Origin of the sequence: Georgenia sp. Z1344 (assembly GCF_049856295.1) — a bacterium.
In the GTDB taxonomy this organism is placed as follows: Bacteria; Actinomycetota; Actinomycetes; order Actinomycetales; family Actinomycetaceae; genus JB111.
In genome coordinates this window covers 247,289-264,107 of the sequence record NZ_JBNDMZ010000004.1, presented here as the reverse complement: position 1 = coordinate 264,107, position 16,819 = coordinate 247,289, and the positions used below count along the sequence as shown (strand labels likewise).

The following is a 16,819-nucleotide window of genomic DNA, read 5'->3' as shown; positions in this document are numbered from 1 at the left end:
GTGCCGGTCTCCCGGCCGGCCGACCTGCCGGTCGTGCCGTGCGACGACCCTAGCGGTCGGCGCCGCCACCGAGGAGGACTCGGCGGCGTGAAGCGGGTCAGCCCTCGGTCGGCTGCGTCGGCAGGGTGACGCCCGGGGCGTCCGCCGGGTTGGGCTCGTCCGTGACCTCGGCCCAGATGGCCCGCTCCTCGCGGTCCTGCTGCACCTTGATCCAGACGGCGTATCCGGCCACCGCGGCGGCCAGGACGATCAGAACCTTCTTCATGGTGGTCCTCCGGTGCGACGAGGGTGAGGAGAGTGGGCCTGAATGGACTCGAACCATCGACCTCTTCCTTATCAGGGAAGCGCTCTAACCGACTGAGCTACAGGCCCGTGCCCGCGTCGTGCGGGCGAGGCGCGCACGTGGCGCGCCGACGTGCGAGTTTAGCCCACGTGCGCGGTGCTCCCCAACCCGATCGGGCCGCACCGGTCGTGAGTTCCCGCACTGCCGCTCCGTGCCGAACGTCCGGGTGAGCCTCTGCTCCGCACTCTCGACCCGTCTGATGTCGAGAGTGCGGTCGGGGCCAACCGCACTCTCGACGCGCACCAACCGCAGTCTCGACGAAAGAGCCGGGTCAGTCGTCCGTGAAGGTGACCGAGAGGCCGCCGACCAGGGCCGCCACGAGGTTGTAGAGGAACGCGGCGAGCGCGCCGAGCACGGTGAGCAGGAGGACGTCGAGCACGGCGATGATCGCGGCGAGCGACATCACGCGGTCGAACTCGAGGAGCTGCATGAGCTCGAGGAAGCTCGCCGACCCGATCGTGGCGAGGAGCTCCTCGATCTCCGAGAAGACGTACATCCGGTCGAGCACGAACCACACCGTGGCGACCGCGACGACGAGCATGATGCCCGCCGCGATCGACAGCAGGAACGACAGCCGCATGGCGGACCAGGGGTCGATGCGGGCGAGCGTGAGCCGCGCGGTGCGAGCCCCGGCAAACCTGCCGCTCGGCCGCGAGCTCGAGGAAGGCGCACGACCGGAGCCGGAGGAACGGGCCGGCGCTCCGGAGGAGGACCGCTGCGACCGCTCGTCACCGGGCGGCGGCGGTGCGGTATGCGACCGACCTCCGTCGCGGGTCGATGCCTCGCTCACGCGTCACCTCCGTCGTCGTCGGTGCCGACCCCCGGCACCTGCTCGCCAGACGCTACCCGCTCGTCGTCCGCTGCCGGGGACGGGGTGGCCCCGTTCTCACCGGAGTCGCGGTTCTCGCCGGCGTCGGCAGTCTCGCCGGTCTCGGCGCCGGTCTCGGTCTCGGTCTCCGCGTCCGCCTCGATGCGCTCGACCTCCTCGGCGACCTCGCGCTCAGCGTTCTTCGCCACGGCGATGATGCGGTCCCCGTCGTCGACCCGGGCGAACGAGACGCCCTGGGTGTTGCGGCCGGTGAGCCGGACCTCGTCGACCCGCGAGCGCACGATCTTTCCGCCGGCCATGATGACGAGGACCTCGTCGTCGTCGGTGACCGTGAGGGTGGCGACGAGGTCGCCGCGCGCCTCGACGAGGTTGGCCACCTTGATGCCGAGGCCGCCACGGCCCTGCACCCGGTACTCCTCGACCTCGGTGCGCTTGGCGAAGCCGCCCTCGGTGACGACGAAGACCTGGTCGCCGGGGTGGACGACGTCCATCGACAGCAGGTGGTCGCCGTCCCTGAACTTCATGCCGGTGACGCCGGAGGTGGCGCGGCCGGTGGCGCGCAGGGCGTCGTCGGTGGCCGTGAAGCGCAGGGACTGGCCCTTCTTCGACACGAGCAGCACGTCGTCGCCCTCGTCGACGAGCCGCGCGGCGATCACGCGGTCGGGCTCGCCGTCGCCGTTCTCGCGCAGGTTGATGGCGATGAGGCCGCCCTGGCGGGCCGACTCGTAGTCGGACAGCCGGGTCTTCTTCACCAGGCCCCGCTCGGTGGCGAGCACGAGGTAGTCCGCGGCCTGGTAGTCGGCGATGTCGACCACGGACGCGATCGACTCGCCCGGCTGGAACGCCAGGAGGTTGGCCACGTGCTGGCCCTTGGAGTCACGCCCGCCCTCGGGCAGCTCGTAGCCCTTGGCGCGGTAGACGCGGCCGAGCGTGGTGAAGAACAGCTGCCAGTTGTGCGTGGAGGTGACGCCGAAGTGCTCGACGACGTCGTCCTCCCGCAGCTGCGTCCCACGGATGCCCTTGCCACCGCGCCGCTGCGCCCGGTAGGAGTCCGTGCGGGTGCGCTTGACGTACCCGCCGCGGGTGATCGTCACGACGACGTCCTCGCGCGGGATGAGGTCCTCGACCGTCATCTCACCGTCGAACGGGAGGATGGTCGTGCGTCGGTCGTCGCCGTAGCGCTCGACGATGGCCGCGAGCTCCTCGGACACGATCGTCCGCTGCCGCTCGGGCCTGGCGATGATGTCCTCGAGGTCCTCGATCTTCGCGGCGAGCGCGGCGTGCTCGTCGAGGATCTTCTGCCGCTCGAGCGCGGCGAGCCGGCGGAGCTGGAGGGCGAGGATCGCGTCCGCCTGGTCGGTGTCGATCTCGAGCAGGTCCATCAGGCCCGTGCGCGCGTCGTCCGCGGTGGGCGAGCGGCGGATGAGCGCGATGACCTCGTCGAGAGCGTCGAGCGCCTTGAGGTAGCCGGTGAGGATGTGCATCCTCTTCTGCGCCTCGCCGAGCTCGAACTCCGCACGACGACGAACGACCTCGAGCTGGTGGGTGACCCAGTGGCGCACGAACCCGTCGAGGGAGAGCGTGCGCGGGACACCGTCGACGAGGGCGAGCATGTTCGCCGGGAAGTTCGTCTGCAGCTGGGTGTGCTTGTAGAGGTTGTTGAGCACGACCTTCGCGACGGCGTCCCGCTTGAGGACGACGACGAGACGCGTGCCGGTCCGCGAGGAGGTCTCGTCCCGGACGTCGGCGATGCCAGGGGCACGGCCGTCGCTCACCGACTCGGCGATCTTCTCCAGCAGCCGGTCGGGGTTGACCTGGTACGGCAGCTCGGTGGCGACGAGGCAGGTGCGCCCGTCGATCTCCTCGACCTCGACGACCGCGCGCTGGACGATCGAGCCGCGTCCGGTGCGGTACGCCTCCTCGATGCCGCGCGTGCCGAGGATCGTGGCGCCGGTCGGGAAGTCCGGGCCCTTGATGCGCTGCATGAGCTCGCCGAGCAGCTGCTCCTTGGTGGCGTCCGGGTTCTCCAGGTACCACTGGACGCCGGCCGCCACCTCCCGCATGTTGTGCGGCGGGATGCGGGTGGCCATGCCGACCGCGATGCCCTCGGAGCCGTTGACGAGCAGGTTGGGGAAGCGCGCCGGCAGGACGACCGGCTCGGAGTCGCGGCCGTCGTAGTTCGCCTGGAAGTCGACGGTTCCGGAGGTGATGTCCCGGACCATCTCCATCGCCAGCGGGGCCATCCGGACCTCGGTGTACCGGTGGGCGGCGGCGCCCTGGTCGCCGGGCGAGCCGAAGTTGCCCTGCCCGGCGGCGAGCGGGTACCGCATCGTCCAGTGCTGGACGAGGCGCACGAGCGTGTCGTAGATGGCGCCGTCGCCGTGCGGGTGGAACGTCCCCATGACGTCGCCGACCACGCGGGTCGACTTCGAGAACGCCGACTCGGGACGGTAGCCGCCGTTGTACATCGCGTAGATGACCCGGCGGTGCACGGGCTTGAGGCCGTCACGCACGTCGGGCAGCGCGCGTCCCACGATGACGCTCATGGCGTAGTCGAGGTACGACCTCTGCATCTCGTCCTGCAGGTCGACCTGCGTCACGCCGGTCTGCTCGGGTGTCTCGCTCACTGGTGTCCTTCGGTCGGCTGGTGTGCCAGAGGGTGGGGGCCGCGACGGCGGTGCGCGGCTCGGGGTCCCGGCCCGGCTGGGGCGGACGGGGACCGCGGGGTCAGATGTCGAGGAACCGGACGTCGTGCGCGTTGCGCTGGATGAACCCGCGGCGCTGCTCGACGTCCTCCCCCATGAGGATCGCGAAGATCTCGTCCGCGGCCGCGGCCTCGCCGAGGGTGATCTGCTTGAGGGTGCGCGTGTCCGGGTTCATCGTGGTGTCCCACAGCTCGGAGTCGTTCATCTCGCCCAGACCCTTGTAGCGCTGGATCGGTCCGTCCTTCTCCTTCGGCAGCCGCTTGCCGTTCGCCAGGCCGTCGGCCACCACGGCGTCCCGCTCCTTGTCCGAGTACACGTACTCGTGGGGCGAGTTCGTCCACTTGATGCGGAAGAGCGGCGGCTGCGCGAGGTAGACGTGGCCGCCCTCGAGCAGGGGTCGCATGTAGCGGAACACCAGCGTGAGCAGCAGCGTGGCGATGTGCTGGCCGTCGACGTCGGCATCGGCCATGAGGACGATCTTGTGGTACCTCAGCTTCTCGATGTCGAACTCCTCGCCGACACCCACGCCGAAGGCGGTGATGAGGTTGCGGATCGTCTCCGAGCCGAGGGCCCGGTCGAGGCGCGCCTTCTCGACGTTGAGGATCTTGCCGCGGATCGGCATGATCGCCTGGATCCGCGGGTCGCGGCCGCCCACGGCGGAGCCGCCGGCCGAGTCACCCTCGACGATGAAGATCTCGCACTCGCGCGGGTCCTTGCTCGAGCAGTCCTTGAGCTTGCCCGGCATGGACGCCGACTCGAGCACGGTCTTGCGGCGCGTGGCCTCGCGGGCCTTGCGGGCGGCGAGGCGCGCGGCGGCGGCCGACTGCGCCTTGCGGATGACGTCGCGCCCCTCGTTCGGGTGCTGGTCGAGCCAGTCGGCGACCTGGGAGTACACCTGGGTCTGGACGTAGGTCCGGGCCTCGGTGTTGCCCAGCTTGGTCTTCGTCTGCCCCTCGAACTGCGGCTCGCCGAGCTTGACCGAGATGACGGCGGTGAGGCCCTCGCGGACGTCGTCGCCCGTGAGGTTGTCGTCCTTCTCCTTGAGCAGGCCCTTGTCGCGGGCGTACTTGTTGATGACCGAGGTCATCGCCGAGCGGAAGCCCTCCTCGTGGGTGCCGCCCTCGGTGGTGTTGATCGTGTTCGCGTACGTGTGGACGGACTCGCTGTAGCCGCCGGTCCACTGCATGGCGAGCTCGAGGGAGATCTTCTTGTCCGTGTCCTCGGACTCGAACGCGACGACCTCGGGGTGCACGACCTCGACCCGCTTGGCCGCGTTGAGGTGCTTGACGTAGTCGACGAGCCCGTCGTCGTAGCGGTAGGTCACGGTGCGGAAGCCGGGCACCGGGTCGTCCGCCGTGCCCTCCTCGTCCCCCGTCACCTCGTCGCCGGAGTCGACCGCCTCGGGGCGCTCGTCGGTCAGCGAGAGGGTGAGGCCCTTGTTGAGGAACGCGTACTGCTGCAGGCGCGAGCGGAGCGTCTCGTAGTCGTGGTCGACCGTCTCGAAGATGTCGGCGTTGGGCCAGTACCGGACCGTCGTCCCGGTCGCGGTGGTCTCCTCGCCCTTCTCCAGCGGGCCGGTCGGTACTCCGTCGACGAACGACATCCGCCAGACGTGCCCCTCGCGGCGGACCTCGACCTCGAGACGGTGGGACAGCGCGTTGACCACCGAGACGCCGACGCCGTGCAGGCCGCCGGAGACCGCGTACCCGCCGCCGCCGAACTTGCCGCCGGCGTGCAGGACGGTGAGCACGACCTCGACGGCGGGCTTGCCCTCGGTCGGGTGGAGGTCGATCGGGATGCCGCGGCCGTCGTCCACCACGGTCACCGAGCCGTCGCCGCCCAGGGTCACCGAGATCTCGCCCGCGTAGCCGGCGAGGGCCTCGTCCACCGAGTTGTCGACGACCTCGTACACGAGGTGGTGGAGCCCCCGGGGGCCGGTCGACCCGATGTACATGCCGGGCCGCTTGCGGACGGCCTCGAGCCCCTCGAGCACCTGGATGTTCTCGGCGCCGTACTGCCCCTGGGGACGCGCGGAGCCGGCCGGGTCCTGGCCGGGGGTCGACGGGGAGCCCGGTGCAGCTGCGGCCGTCCCGTCGGCAGGGGTCTCGGGGGACGATGCGCTGCTCTCTGCTGCCACGGTCGACGGTTCTCCTCGGCTCTCGAACGACACGGGGACGGGTGCCCGCCCCCTCGGTCGCCTCGTGTCCGACCCCGGGGCGCGCTGCCCCGGACGACGCCGGACCGGTCAGGGGATTCTACCGCGGACAGCGCTCACCACCCAATCATCCACAGGCTGTGTCCACAGGCTGTGGGGTGTTATGTCCCACGCCGGTCCGCGGGATCGTCGGGACCGCGCGCCACCGCGCCGCGAGCCCCGCCGCCCCGCGTCCCCGCCACTGCTCGCAGCCGCATCCACGGTGTCGCACGCCGCTGCCGGCGAGCGAGGGTCAGCCGTACGTGTCGCGTGGCCCCCGCCCCCCGCGCACGGCGAACCGGCCGTGCTTCCAGCTCGGGCCGCCCGGTCCGAGCACGGTGATCGACGTGACCGTCCCGGCGCCGGCCTCCTCCTCGATCCGCCGCTCGAGCTGCGGGAGCAGCAGCCGCACCTGGGTCGCCCACGCGGTCGACGACGTGCGCAGGACGAGCTCCCCCTCGGCGAAGGTCTCGACCTCGCAGTGGTCCGCGACCTGTTCGCCGACGATCTCCCGCCACCTGGTGACGACGGTCGCGAGGGAGAGCTCGCGTCCCCAGCCCCGACGTCGCACGAGCTGCGCCCCGATGCTGCCGAGGAGCTGGGGGTCCCGGCGGGACGGCGAGGATCCTGAGCCGGCCCACCCGAGTCCGGGCCCCGGGCGCCACGGCCGGCCGGACCCGCTCTCCTGCGGCGCCGTCCCGTCGTCGGTGTCGTCCGTGTCGTCCGGCCCTCCGCGCACCCACCCCCCACGACGACGAGGGGCGGGCGTGGTGCGCAGCCCCTTGTCCCATGCTGCAGCGCGCGCACGCGCGAGCACGGCGTGCGCGAGCGCGTCGGGCGAGGCGGGCAGGACGTCCGCCGCGTCGACGTCTTCGCCCGTGGTCGGCCCGTCGGCGCTCATGCCGCACCTCGCACGGTCGCGGTCCCGTCGGCGACGTCGACCCGGGTGCCGGCGAGCTCCTCGGGAACGTCCTCGTCGACGGCGGCGGTCAGCAGCACCTGCTCGGCCTCGGCGACCATGCCGGCGAGCCTGCTGCGCCGGCGGGAGTCGAGCTCGGCGAAGACGTCGTCGAGGACGAGTACCGGGTCGCCCCCACCGGTCTCGGCCGCGGCGTCGCGCAGGACCCGCCAGGCGGCCAGCCGCAGCGCGAGGGCGTAGGACCAGGACTCGCCGTGGCTCGCGTACCCGCGCGCCGGCAGCGGACCGAGGGCGAGGGCGAGGTCGTCGCGGTGCGGGCCGACGAGGCACACGCCCCGCTCGACCTCCCGCGGGCGGGCCTCCCCCAGGGCGGCGAGCATCCGCTCGGCGACGGCGGCCGGTTCCATGAGCGCGGCCTCGAGCTCGGCCGCGCGGTCGCGAGCCGCGCGGGCGGCGTCGTCGTCGACGGTGTCCGGCCCCGTGACCCCGGCGAGGACTGCCGCGTCCGGGTCGGGCCCGCCCTCGGCACCCACCAGCGAGGTCCGCGCGTCGATCCGCGCCTCCCCCTGCCCGCCCGAGACCTGCTCGTACGCCTCGGCGACGTGGGGACGCAGGCGCGCGACGAGGTCCGCGCGCGCGGCGACGATCTCGGCACCGGCCTCGGCGAGCTGGGCGTCCCACACGTCCAGTGTGGACAGGTCGACGCTGCGACCCGCACGGGCGGCGGCCCCGGCGGACTTCAGCAGCGCGACGCGTTGACGCAGGACCCGGTCGTAGCGCTGACGCACCTCGGACAGTCGCGGGCGCAGCTGGACGAGGAGGTCGTCGAGGTACCGCCGCCGCCCCGAGGGGTCGCCGCGGACGAGCTCGAGGTCCTCGGGCGCGAACACGACGAGCCGCAGGTGCCCGAGCAGGTCCCGCGGGCGGGCGGGGTGCCGGTCGAGCCGCGCGCGGTTGGCCCGGCCGGCGATGATCTCCACCTCGAGGAGGGTGTCCCGGTCGTCGTCACGCACCTTCGCCCGCACGACGGCGCCGGGCGTCCCTCGGCGGACGAGCGCCGTGTCCGCCGCGACGCGGTGCGAGCTGAAGGTGGCGAGGTAGCCGACGGCCTCGACGATGTTCGTCTTGCCCTGCCCGTTGGGTCCGACGAACGCCGTGACTCCCGGCTCGAGGGCCAGCACGAGCTCGCGGTAGGAGCGGAAGTCGCTCAGCGCGAGGTCGGTGACCCGCACCTAGCTCGTGGCGGGCCCCACCGGCGGTTCCCCGGCGGGGTCCTGCGCCGGCTTGGTGGCGTGCGCGCCGAACTGGTTGCGCATCGCCGCGACCATGCGCATCGCGGGCGAGTCCTCCTGGCGGGAGGTGAAGCGGGCGAACAGCGAGGCCGAGATCGCGGGGACCGGGACCGCGGCGTCGATGGCGGCGTCGATCGTCCACCGGCCCTCGCCGGAGTCCTCGACGTAGCCGCGGATGTCGTCGAGGTCCGGGTCGCTGTCGAGCGCGAGCACCATGAGGTCGAGGAGCCAGGACCGTACGACCGTGCCCCGGCGCCAGGCGTTGAGGACCGCGCCCGGGTCGTCGACGAGGTCGTCGCGGGCGTGCATGAGCTCGTAGCCCTCGGCGTAGGCCTGCATGAGGCCGTACTCGATGCCGTTGTGGACCATCTTGGTGAAGTGGCCGGCGCCGACCGGGCCGGCGTGGACGAAGCCCTCCTCGCGGGGACCCTCGGGGCGCAGCGCGTCGAAGACCGGCATGAGCCGCTCGACGTCCTCGGGCGAGCCGCCGACCATGAGCCCGTAGCCGACCTCCTTGCCCCAGACGCCGCCGGAGACCCCGGTGTCGACGTAGTGGATGCCGTTCTCCGCGAGCCGGGCGGCGTTCGCCTGGTCCTCCTCGAAGTGCGAGTTGCCGCCCTCGACCACGAGGTCGCCCTCGTCCAGGAGCTCGGCGAGCTCGGCGAGGGTGCCGCGCGTCGGGTCGCCGGCCGGGACCATCACCCACAGGTTCCGCGGGGCGGGCAGGGCCTCGACCAGCTCGGCCAGGGTGGCGACGTCGGACACCTCCGGGTCGCGGTCGTAGCCCGTGACGGCCAGTCCCGCGGTACGCAGCCGCTCGGCCATGTTGCCGCCCATGCGGCCCAGACCGATCATCCCGAGGTGCATGCGAACTCCTTCGTCTGACCGGCCGATCAGCCGGCGAAGCGGATGGGCATGAGGAGGTAGCGGAACTCTCCGGAGTCCTCGCCGTCGGCCTCGTCCTGTCCCGTGAGGGTCGCCGGCTTGGAGGGGTGGGTGAAGGAGAGGCGGGCGAGCGGGCGCGTGAGCGCGCCGAGGCCGTCGAGCAGGTAGACCGGGTTGAACGCGGTCGTGATCGGCTCGCCGACGAGGGTGGCCTCGAGGGCCTCCGACGCCTGCGCGTCGTCCCCCTGCCCGGCCTCGAGGACGACCTGCCCCTCGGTGAACGACAGGCGGATCGGGGTGTTGCGCTCGGCCACGAGGCTCACGCGCTTGGCGGCGGCGATGAGCTCGGCCGCGTCGACGACCGCGTGGGTCGGCGTCTCGTCGGGGAAGAGGCGGCGCACCGGCGGGTAGTCGCCGTCCACGAGCAGCGAGGTCGTGCGGCGGCCGCCGGCCTCGAAGCCGATGAGCGATCCGGCGCCGGAGGTGTCGAGGTCGACCTCGACCGCCCCCGCGGAGGTCAGCGACTTCGCGACGTCGGAGAGCGTGCGGGCGCGGACGAGCGCGACGGCGGAGACCGGCTCGTCCCCGGCGGGGTGCCAGGGCAGCTCACGCATCGCGAGCCGGTACCGGTCGGTGGCGAGCAGCGTGATCGTGTCGCCCTCGATCTCGACGCGGACGCCGGTGAGCAGCGGCAGCGTCTCGTCGCGGGACGCTGCGGTCGTCACCTGGGCCACGGCCTCGGCCAGCACATCGGCGTCGATGGTGCCCGCCGTGTCCGGCATCGCCGGCAGCGCCGGGTACTCCTCGACGGGCATGGACGTCAGGGTGAACCGCGAGGCGCCGCAGGTGAGCGTGACGCGGGTGCCGTCGACGTCGACGTCGACCGGCCGCGCCGGCAGCGAGCGGCAGATGTCGGCGAGCAGGCGCCCCACCACGAGGACCGTCCCGGGCGTCTCGACCTCGGCCTCGACCACCGACCTCGCGGAGATCTCGTAGTCGAAGGTGGCGAGCGTCAGCTGCCCGTCGGCCGCCTCGATGCGGACACCGGCGAGGACGGGGACGGGGGGACGTGCCGGCAGCGAGCGTGCCGTCCAGGACACGGCCTCGGCCAGGACGTCGCGGTCAACCCTGAACTTCACGGTGGATCACTTTCTCTCAAGACTGGTTGCGCTCTCCATCGGCGAGGGTGCGGCGCACCGCACACCTTACGTGCTCGGGAGCTCCTTGCGGTCGGTGGCGGGGGCGGCTGGGGAGAGGGACGGTCGATGTCGGTCCGAGGGGGGATCGTCGGCATGTGCGGATGAACGACAAAGTCCGAGATCTAGGGTTCGTCATCGTCATCGCACCTGTGGAACCTGGGGATCATCGTCGTCGTGCCTGGTCAGAGGCTTGTCATTCATGTGGACGACGCTGCGGACGGCGGCGTGGACGAATGACACGGTCCGTGGATGTCATTCGTCCGTCCACGGGGACGGCGCCGTCGTCCCCAGCTCGTGCACGGATCGGGGCCCGCTCGTCCACGCCGACCCACAGGCTCGTCCACACGGCCGGCCGGTGGTGTGGTTCTCACCGCCGCGGCCGACGTCACCCCTCGCGGGCGCGGGTCTTGATGCGGGCGGTGAGCTCGGAGACCTGGTTGTAGATCTGGCGCTTCTCCGCCATGAGGTCCTTGATCTTGCGGTTGGCGTGCATGACGGTCGTGTGGTCGCGCCCGCCGAACAGCTGGCCGATCTTGGGCAGCGAGAGCTGGGTGAGCTCGCGGCACAGGTACATCGCGATCTGCCGCGCGGTGACGAGGACGCGGGAGCGGTCGGCGGAGGTGAGGGCCTCGAGCGAGATCGAGAAGTAGTCCGCCGTCTGCGCCATGATGAGGCTCGGCGTGATCTCCTCGCTCGCGGGGTCCGTGATGATGTCCTTGAGGACCATCTCGGCGAGCGGCCGGTCGACGTCCTGCCCGTTGAGGTTGGCGAATGCGGTCACGCGGATGAGGGCGCCCTCGAGCTCGCGGATGTTGGTCGAGATCCGGGACGCGATGTACTCGAGCACCTCGGGCGCGGCGTTGAGGCCGTCGTTCTCCGCCTTCTTGCGCAGGATCGCGATGCGCGTCTCGAGGTCGGGCGGCTGGACGTCCGTGAGCAGCCCCCACTCGAAGCGCGAGACGAGCCGCTGCTCGAAACCGTTGAGCTGCTTGGGCGGGACGTCCGAGGTGATGACCACCTGCTTGGAGTCGTTGTGCAGCGTGTTGAAGGTGTGGAAGAACTCCTCGACCGTCTGCTCCTTGCCGCCGAGGAACTGGATGTCGTCGATGAGCAGGACGTCGACGTTGCGGTAGCGACGCTGGAACGACTCGGCCTTGTCGTCCCGGATCGAGTTGATGAAGTCGTTCGTGAACTCCTCGGAGTTCACGTAGCGCACCCGGATCCCGGGGTAGAGGTTGCGGGCGTAGTGGCCGATCGAGTGCAGCAGGTGCGTCTTGCCCAGCCCCGACCCGCCGTAGATGAACAGCGGGTTGTAGGCCTTCGCCGGCGACTCGGCGACGGCCGTCGCCGCCGCGTGGGCGAACCGGTTCGACGAACCGGACACGAAGGTCTCGAACGTGAACTTGGGGTTGAGACGCGAGGCCTGCTCGCCGTTGTCCTCGGCGTGCGAGATGCCCCGGCTCTGCGAGGACCGGTCCGGGGTGGGGCGCTGCTCGTTCCCCCGGTCGGCGGGCGGGACCGACCGCGGCGGGGTGGCCGCGCTCGGCGGGACCGGGAGCTCGGTGACGGTGGGCCGCGGGGGCGTGGGCTCGTCGAGCAGCGAGGGGTCGACCGTGACCGCGATCCGGACCGTGCTGCCGTGGATCTGCGACATCGCGGCGATGATCTGCTCGCGCGCCTGCATCTCGAGGTAGTCCTTGGCGAGGTCCGAGCCGACGGCGAGCAGCAGCGTGTCGTCGATGATCCCCAGGGCCCGGGCCTGACGGACGAAGGCGAGCTGCGCCGGGCGGATGTCGCCGCTGTCCGAGAGACGCGAGACGGCGAGCTGCCATGCCTCGGCGATGGATTCCGCCACGCCCACACCACTCCTTGCGCACCAGTCGCCCGACCGGTGCCGGACGGGTCCCTTACTGTGTCACGGAACGGCCACATCCACATAGTTCTCCACAGTTGTGCGCATCCGGTCGGGGCGCACGAGGCGCGGCACCGTGCCGATCCCGGAGCCGGGCGCCGGCGGGCGGGGGGCAATCCGTGGACGACGACGTTCCACAGGTCACGCCCGCACGCCGTTGACCGGGTGCGGCCGCCGCCCGTAGCCTGGGGCGTCCACTCGTGTGGACACCACTCAAACCTGGGCCCGAGGTCGGGCCCGTGCGCGCGCCCGTCAGGGCTCGAGCGCGGGGGTCGGATCCTCCAGGGCCAGCCAGCACGTCGAGACACGTCAGGGGTACCAGCCGTGAGCAAGCGGACTTTCCAGCCGAACAACCGTCGCCGGTCCAAGGTGCACGGCTTCCGTCTGCGGATGCGCACCCGCGCCGGCCGCGCCATCCTTTCCGCGCGCCGTTCCAAGGGCCGCGCGAAGCTCTCCGCCTGAGTCGTGCTTCCGGCGCACCACCGGATGCGCCGCGCGGCCGACTTCACCGCGACCGTCCGGAAGGGCGTGCGGGCCGGCAGCGACCGACTCGTCGTCCACAGGCGACCGACCGCCGACGAGGACCCCGTCCTCGTCGGCTTCGTCGTCTCCAAGGGGGTCGGCGGGGCTGTGGTCCGCACGGAGGTCAAGCGGCGCCTGCGGCACCTGATGGCTGACCGGGTCGCCGGCCTCGAGCCGGGCACGCGGGTCGTCGTCCGCGCCCTGCCGCGCGCCGCCGGGGCGACCTCCGCCGAGCTCTCGGTCGACCTCGAGCGGGCGCTGCGCGGCACCGCCCGGAAGATCGAGCGGACGCGGACCACCGACGCCGTGGCACCGGGGCATGCCTGAGGAGGGCCCGGGCCGGGAGCGATCTCCGGGAGGCGGTGCACAGCGGCGGGCCGACGACGATCGCCGGCGCGTGGTCGGCGGGGACCAGCACGCCGAGGGTGACGACCGAGGGGGCAGCCGCTTGGAGCGCGGCCGGGTCGGGCCGATCACGTGGCTGCTCCTCAAGGCGGTCCGTGGCTACCAGCTGATCGTCTCCCCCTGGTTCCCGCCGACGTGCCGCTACTACCCCTCGTGCTCGGCGTTCGCCGTCGGGGCCCTGCGGACGCATGGTGCGGGCAAGGGTTTGCTCCTCGCCGTGTGGCGGGTGCTGCGGTGCAACCCCTGGTCACGGGGCGGGGTCGACCACGTGCCCGAGCGCGGAGCCTGGGTCGGCAGGCGTGTCCCGCTGCCCGACCCGGACGAGCCGGGTGAGCAGCCTCACCAGGCGGGCACGGGTGGCCCCGGGCACCCGACGACGCCCGGACCTCCCGGTGCGTCTACCCTCGGGGGGACAGATCGAGGGGCGTGCGACGGCACGCCGCAGGACCTATAGGGAGTCACCGGGCTGATGGATGCCATTCTCGCGCCGATCAGGTGGGCCGTTGCCTGGGTGATGGTGCTGATCCACGACGGCGCCGTCGCCGTCGGGTTCCCCGAGGGGTCCGGCTGGGCCTGGATCATCTCGATCGTCGGCCTCACGGTCGTGGTCCGGATCCTCATCATCCCGCTCTTCTTCCGGCAGATCCGTGCCTCGCGGGCGATGCAGCTCGTGCAGCCGGAGCTGAAGAAGCTCCAGGACAAGTACAAGAACAAGAAGGACCCGGCCTCCCGGCAGCGCTTCCAGGAGGAGATGCAGGCGCTCTACAAGGACGCCGGCACGTCCCCGTTCGCCTCCTGTCTGCCGCTCCTGCTGCAGATGCCGATCTTCTTCGGTCTGTTCTCGGTGCTCAACTCGCTCGACAACATCGCGGCCGGCACCTCCGACGCCATCGGCCCGCTGACCCAGGACCTCGCCCGCGAGGCCGAGAACTCCCTGCTCTTCGGCGCACCGATCTCGTCGACCTTCATGCAGACGTTCGGCGACAGCGCGGCGAACCTCGACGCCGACCTCACGTCGGTCCGGGTCGTCACGGTCGTCCTCATCATCGCGATGTCGCTGTCGACCTTCTTCACGCAGCGTCAGCTGACGATGAAGAACATGCCGCCGGCGGCGCTCGAGAGCCCGATGTTCCGGCAGCAGCAGATCCTGCTGTACATCCTCCCGGTCGTCTTCGCCGTCACCGGCGTCAACTTCCCGATCGGTGTCCTCATCTACTGGTTCATCTCGAACCTGTGGTCGATGGGCCAGCAGTTCTACACGATCAAGCGGCAGCCGACCCCGGGCTCCGACGCCTACAAGGCGATGGTGGAGAAGAAGAACGCCAAGCGTGCGCGCAAGGGACTTCCCCCGCTCGAGGAGGAGATCCCGACCCTCAAGCGGAGCGCGTCTGCCGGTCAGCGCAAGCCGCAGCCCAAGCGTGGGACCGAGGTGGCGGGCGCGACGGCCGCCGACGACGCGGCAGGCTCCGCCGATGAGGCCGGCGACGACGGCGAGTTCGAGGTCCGCGGCAAGGATGGTCTGACCGCCGCCGAGCGCGCGCAGAAGCGGTACGAGCGCAGGCAGGCCGAGCGCAGGCTCGCGGCCGAGAAGCGGCGCAAGCGCGAGGGCGGCTCGTCCTCCGGCGGCGCGAAGAAGAACTGACACCACCGGCCCGGACCGGGGTTGGACACCCGGGCGAGGCCCCACCACATGGCAGGCGCCCCCGAGGGCGTCGGACGAAGGAGCACATCGTGAACGACGACCTCACCACCGAGGAGACCGCTGCCGGCGACGACGCCGGTACCACGCAGGAGACGACGACGCCGGATGAGCAGGCGACGGCGGCCCCGACGAAGGAGACGGCCGACGACGGGCAGACGGCCGACGACGCGAAGGACGCAGAGCCCACCCGGTCCTCTCGGGTGAGCCGGCTCGAGGAGGAGGGGGACGTCGCGGCGGACTACCTCGAGGAGCTCCTCGACATCGCCGACCTCGACGGCGACATCGACATCGAGGTCGACCACGGCCGCGCGGCCGTCTCGATCGTGTCCGAGGAGGACGGCGACCGCTACCTCTCGCGCCTGGTCGGCGACGACGGCCACGTGCTCGATGCCGTCCAGGAGCTCACCCGGCTCGCCGTGCAGGCGAAGCTGGGTGACCGGTCGCGGATCATGGTCGACATCGCCGGTTACCGGGAGGGTCGACGGGTGTCGCTGACCGCGCTGGCGGAGGAGGCGATCGAGCGGGTCCGTACGAGCAAGGAGGACGTGGCCCTCGAGCCGATGAACCCGTTCGAGCGGAAGATCGTGCACGACGCGGTCTCCGCCGCCGGGCTCGTGTCGGACTCCGAGGGCGTGGAGCCGCGCCGGCACGTGGTCATCCGACCTGCCTGATCCCGTGCGTCACGACGACGAGCAGCCCGACCGCTCCCTCGCCGGCGCCCCTGCGGGTGACGGACCCGAAGGTGTCGAGAGTGCGGCTCAGACGGCCGGCGCCGGTTCACCGGCTGCTGTCCCTTCCGGTGTCGCGAGTGCGGCTGAGGACGGTGATCCGGTGTCGTCTGACGTCGACCTCGAGGCTGCCGAGAGTGCGGTTGAGGTCCCGGGCGCCGGGGTCGCCGAGCTGTTCGATCTTGCCTGGGCACCCGCCCAGCACTTCGCCCAGATGCTCGCCGAGGAAGGTGAGCTCAGAGGTCTCATCGGCCCGCGGGAACTACCGCGCCTGTGGAGTCGGCACATCGTCAACTCCGCCGCCGTTGCTCAGTTCGTGTCCGAGGACGACTCGGTCGTCGACGTGGGCTCAGGTGCGGGGTTCCCCGGTGTGGTCGTGGCGATGTTGCGACCGGACGCAGCGGTCCACCTCGTGGAGCCGATGGAGCGGCGGGTCGACTGGCTGCACGACGTGGTCGATGAGCTCGGTCTCGACAACGTCGAGATTCATCGGGCTCGTGCGGAGGAGATGCACGGGGTCCTCAAGGCGTCGGTGGTGACGGCGCGTGCAGTCGCGGCTCTCGACAGGCTCTCCCGATGGACGATGCCGCTGGTGGCAGGTGGCGGGCGTCTGGTCGCGCTCAAGGGTGAGCGGGCGAGCATCGAGGTGGAGAAGGCGCGGAAGGTCCTGCGCAAGCTTGGTGCCGCGAGCACGACCGTCGAGTCGGTGACTCCGGTCCCGGGCGGCGAGAGCACGACCGTGGTAGTTGTCAACAAGCGTTGACTATCTTGCGTCCCCGGAACGCGCGGACGGGCCGCGCGGTTGGCCTCGTCGATCTCGGTGGATCGATGCCTATGCATGGTTTGTGTGACTGCATGAGTTTTGCGCTCGGCCAGTTGAGTGGTGCCGCGAGGCTGCCTTCTGGGAGTGCTGCTGGCCACGGAGCCGCCTCCAGGTTGGGGGGCGTCCCGAGAGATCGCGGTTGAGTTGTCTCGGCTCTGCACTCCGCAATGTCGACCCATGGTGGTGTGCATGCCACAGGTGCGCCGGGTGGCCGGCGCCGAGGCGCGCTGCGTGCGGATCGTGGGGGTGCGTCGGTGCCGGGTACTGGTTCTCAAGAGGGTGGTGCGGCGGTCCCCCGGTCTCGGCCCGGATCCCTGTGGGCATCCTTTGCCGGCAGGCACGTGCGCTGCTTCTGCTGTTG

Annotated in this window: 15 protein-coding genes and 1 tRNA gene; 6 read left to right on the top strand and 10 right to left on the bottom strand. The window is 71.4% G+C overall.

Annotated features, from left to right (window positions below; translation table 11 throughout):
* Window positions 1-97: 97 nt before the first annotated feature.
* From ACPYO6_RS06195 to dnaA, 10 genes are all read right to left on the bottom strand, one after another.
* On the bottom strand, window positions 98-265 hold the full coding sequence (locus tag ACPYO6_RS06195; protein WP_425714023.1) for a DLW-39 family protein: 168 nt from the start codon (window positions 263-265) through the stop codon (window positions 98-100).
* Window positions 266-298: 33 nt separating this feature from the next.
* Window positions 299-372 (bottom strand) — tRNA-Ile (locus ACPYO6_RS06190).
* A 242-nt stretch (window positions 373-614) separates the two neighbouring features.
* Window positions 615-923 (bottom strand): DUF3566 domain-containing protein, encoded by a 309-nt coding sequence (locus tag ACPYO6_RS06185; RefSeq protein WP_425714022.1) that lies wholly within the window; start codon window positions 921-923, stop codon window positions 615-617.
* Between the two features lie 206 nt (window positions 924-1,129).
* The gene (gene gyrA / locus ACPYO6_RS06180; RefSeq protein WP_425714049.1) at window positions 1,130-3,745 is read right to left on the bottom strand and encodes a DNA gyrase subunit A; all 2,616 of its coding nucleotides are present in this window, start codon (window positions 3,743-3,745) and stop codon (window positions 1,130-1,132) included.
* A gap of 154 nt (window positions 3,746-3,899) precedes the next feature.
* Window positions 3,900-6,014: a DNA topoisomerase (ATP-hydrolyzing) subunit B gene (gyrB, locus tag ACPYO6_RS06175; protein ID WP_425714021.1), complete on the bottom strand. Its 2,115-nt coding sequence runs from the start codon at window positions 6,012-6,014 to the stop codon at window positions 3,900-3,902.
* 310 nt (window positions 6,015-6,324) lie between these two features.
* The gene (locus ACPYO6_RS06170) at window positions 6,325-6,972 is read right to left on the bottom strand and encodes a DUF721 domain-containing protein (RefSeq protein WP_425714020.1); all 648 of its coding nucleotides are present in this window, start codon (window positions 6,970-6,972) and stop codon (window positions 6,325-6,327) included.
* Entirely contained in the window at window positions 6,969-8,222 is a 1,254-nt protein-coding gene (recF, locus tag ACPYO6_RS06165) for a DNA replication/repair protein RecF (RefSeq protein WP_425714019.1), read from the bottom strand. Before recF ends, ACPYO6_RS06170 begins: the two co-directional genes overlap by 4 nt.
* Window positions 8,223-9,149, bottom strand: coding sequence for a phosphogluconate dehydrogenase (NAD(+)-dependent, decarboxylating) (gnd, locus tag ACPYO6_RS06160; protein ID WP_425714018.1), 927 nt, complete (start codon window positions 9,147-9,149; stop codon window positions 8,223-8,225).
* Window positions 9,150-9,175: 26 nt separating this feature from the next.
* A complete protein-coding gene (gene dnaN, locus ACPYO6_RS06155; RefSeq protein ID WP_425714017.1) occupies window positions 9,176-10,306 on the bottom strand; it encodes a DNA polymerase III subunit beta in 1,131 nt (376 codons plus the stop codon).
* Window positions 10,307-10,751: 445 nt separating this feature from the next.
* The gene (gene dnaA / locus ACPYO6_RS06150; protein WP_425714016.1) at window positions 10,752-12,227 is read right to left on the bottom strand and encodes a chromosomal replication initiator protein DnaA; all 1,476 of its coding nucleotides are present in this window, start codon (window positions 12,225-12,227) and stop codon (window positions 10,752-10,754) included.
* Between the two features lie 375 nt (window positions 12,228-12,602).
* Between dnaA and rpmH the strand changes: the two genes are divergently transcribed.
* From rpmH to rsmG, 6 genes are all read left to right on the top strand, one after another.
* Window positions 12,603-12,740, top strand: coding sequence for a 50S ribosomal protein L34 (gene rpmH / locus ACPYO6_RS06145; protein ID WP_425707255.1), 138 nt, complete (start codon window positions 12,603-12,605; stop codon window positions 12,738-12,740).
* A 3-nt stretch (window positions 12,741-12,743) separates the two neighbouring features.
* Window positions 12,744-13,127, top strand: coding sequence for a ribonuclease P protein component (gene rnpA / locus ACPYO6_RS06140; protein ID WP_425714015.1), 384 nt, complete (start codon window positions 12,744-12,746; stop codon window positions 13,125-13,127).
* Window positions 13,120-13,659 carry a membrane protein insertion efficiency factor YidD gene (gene yidD / locus ACPYO6_RS06135; RefSeq protein WP_425714014.1) on the top strand — a complete coding sequence of 180 codons (540 nt, stop codon included), beginning with the start codon at window positions 13,120-13,122 and terminating at the stop codon, window positions 13,657-13,659. The genes rnpA and yidD overlap by 8 nt, the downstream gene beginning before the upstream one ends.
* Window positions 13,660-13,674: 15 nt before the next feature.
* Window positions 13,675-14,847: a membrane protein insertase YidC gene (yidC, locus tag ACPYO6_RS06130; RefSeq protein ID WP_425714013.1), complete on the top strand. Its 1,173-nt coding sequence runs from the start codon at window positions 13,675-13,677 to the stop codon at window positions 14,845-14,847.
* A 260-nt stretch (window positions 14,848-15,107) separates the two neighbouring features.
* Window positions 15,108-15,578, top strand: coding sequence for a protein jag (locus ACPYO6_RS06125; protein ID WP_425714048.1), 471 nt, complete (start codon window positions 15,108-15,110; stop codon window positions 15,576-15,578).
* Window positions 15,579-15,738: 160 nt separating this feature from the next.
* Window positions 15,739-16,398 carry a 16S rRNA (guanine(527)-N(7))-methyltransferase RsmG gene (rsmG, locus tag ACPYO6_RS06120; protein ID WP_425714012.1) on the top strand — a complete coding sequence of 220 codons (660 nt, stop codon included), beginning with the start codon at window positions 15,739-15,741 and terminating at the stop codon, window positions 16,396-16,398.
* The last annotated feature ends 421 nt before the right edge of the window (window positions 16,399-16,819 follow it).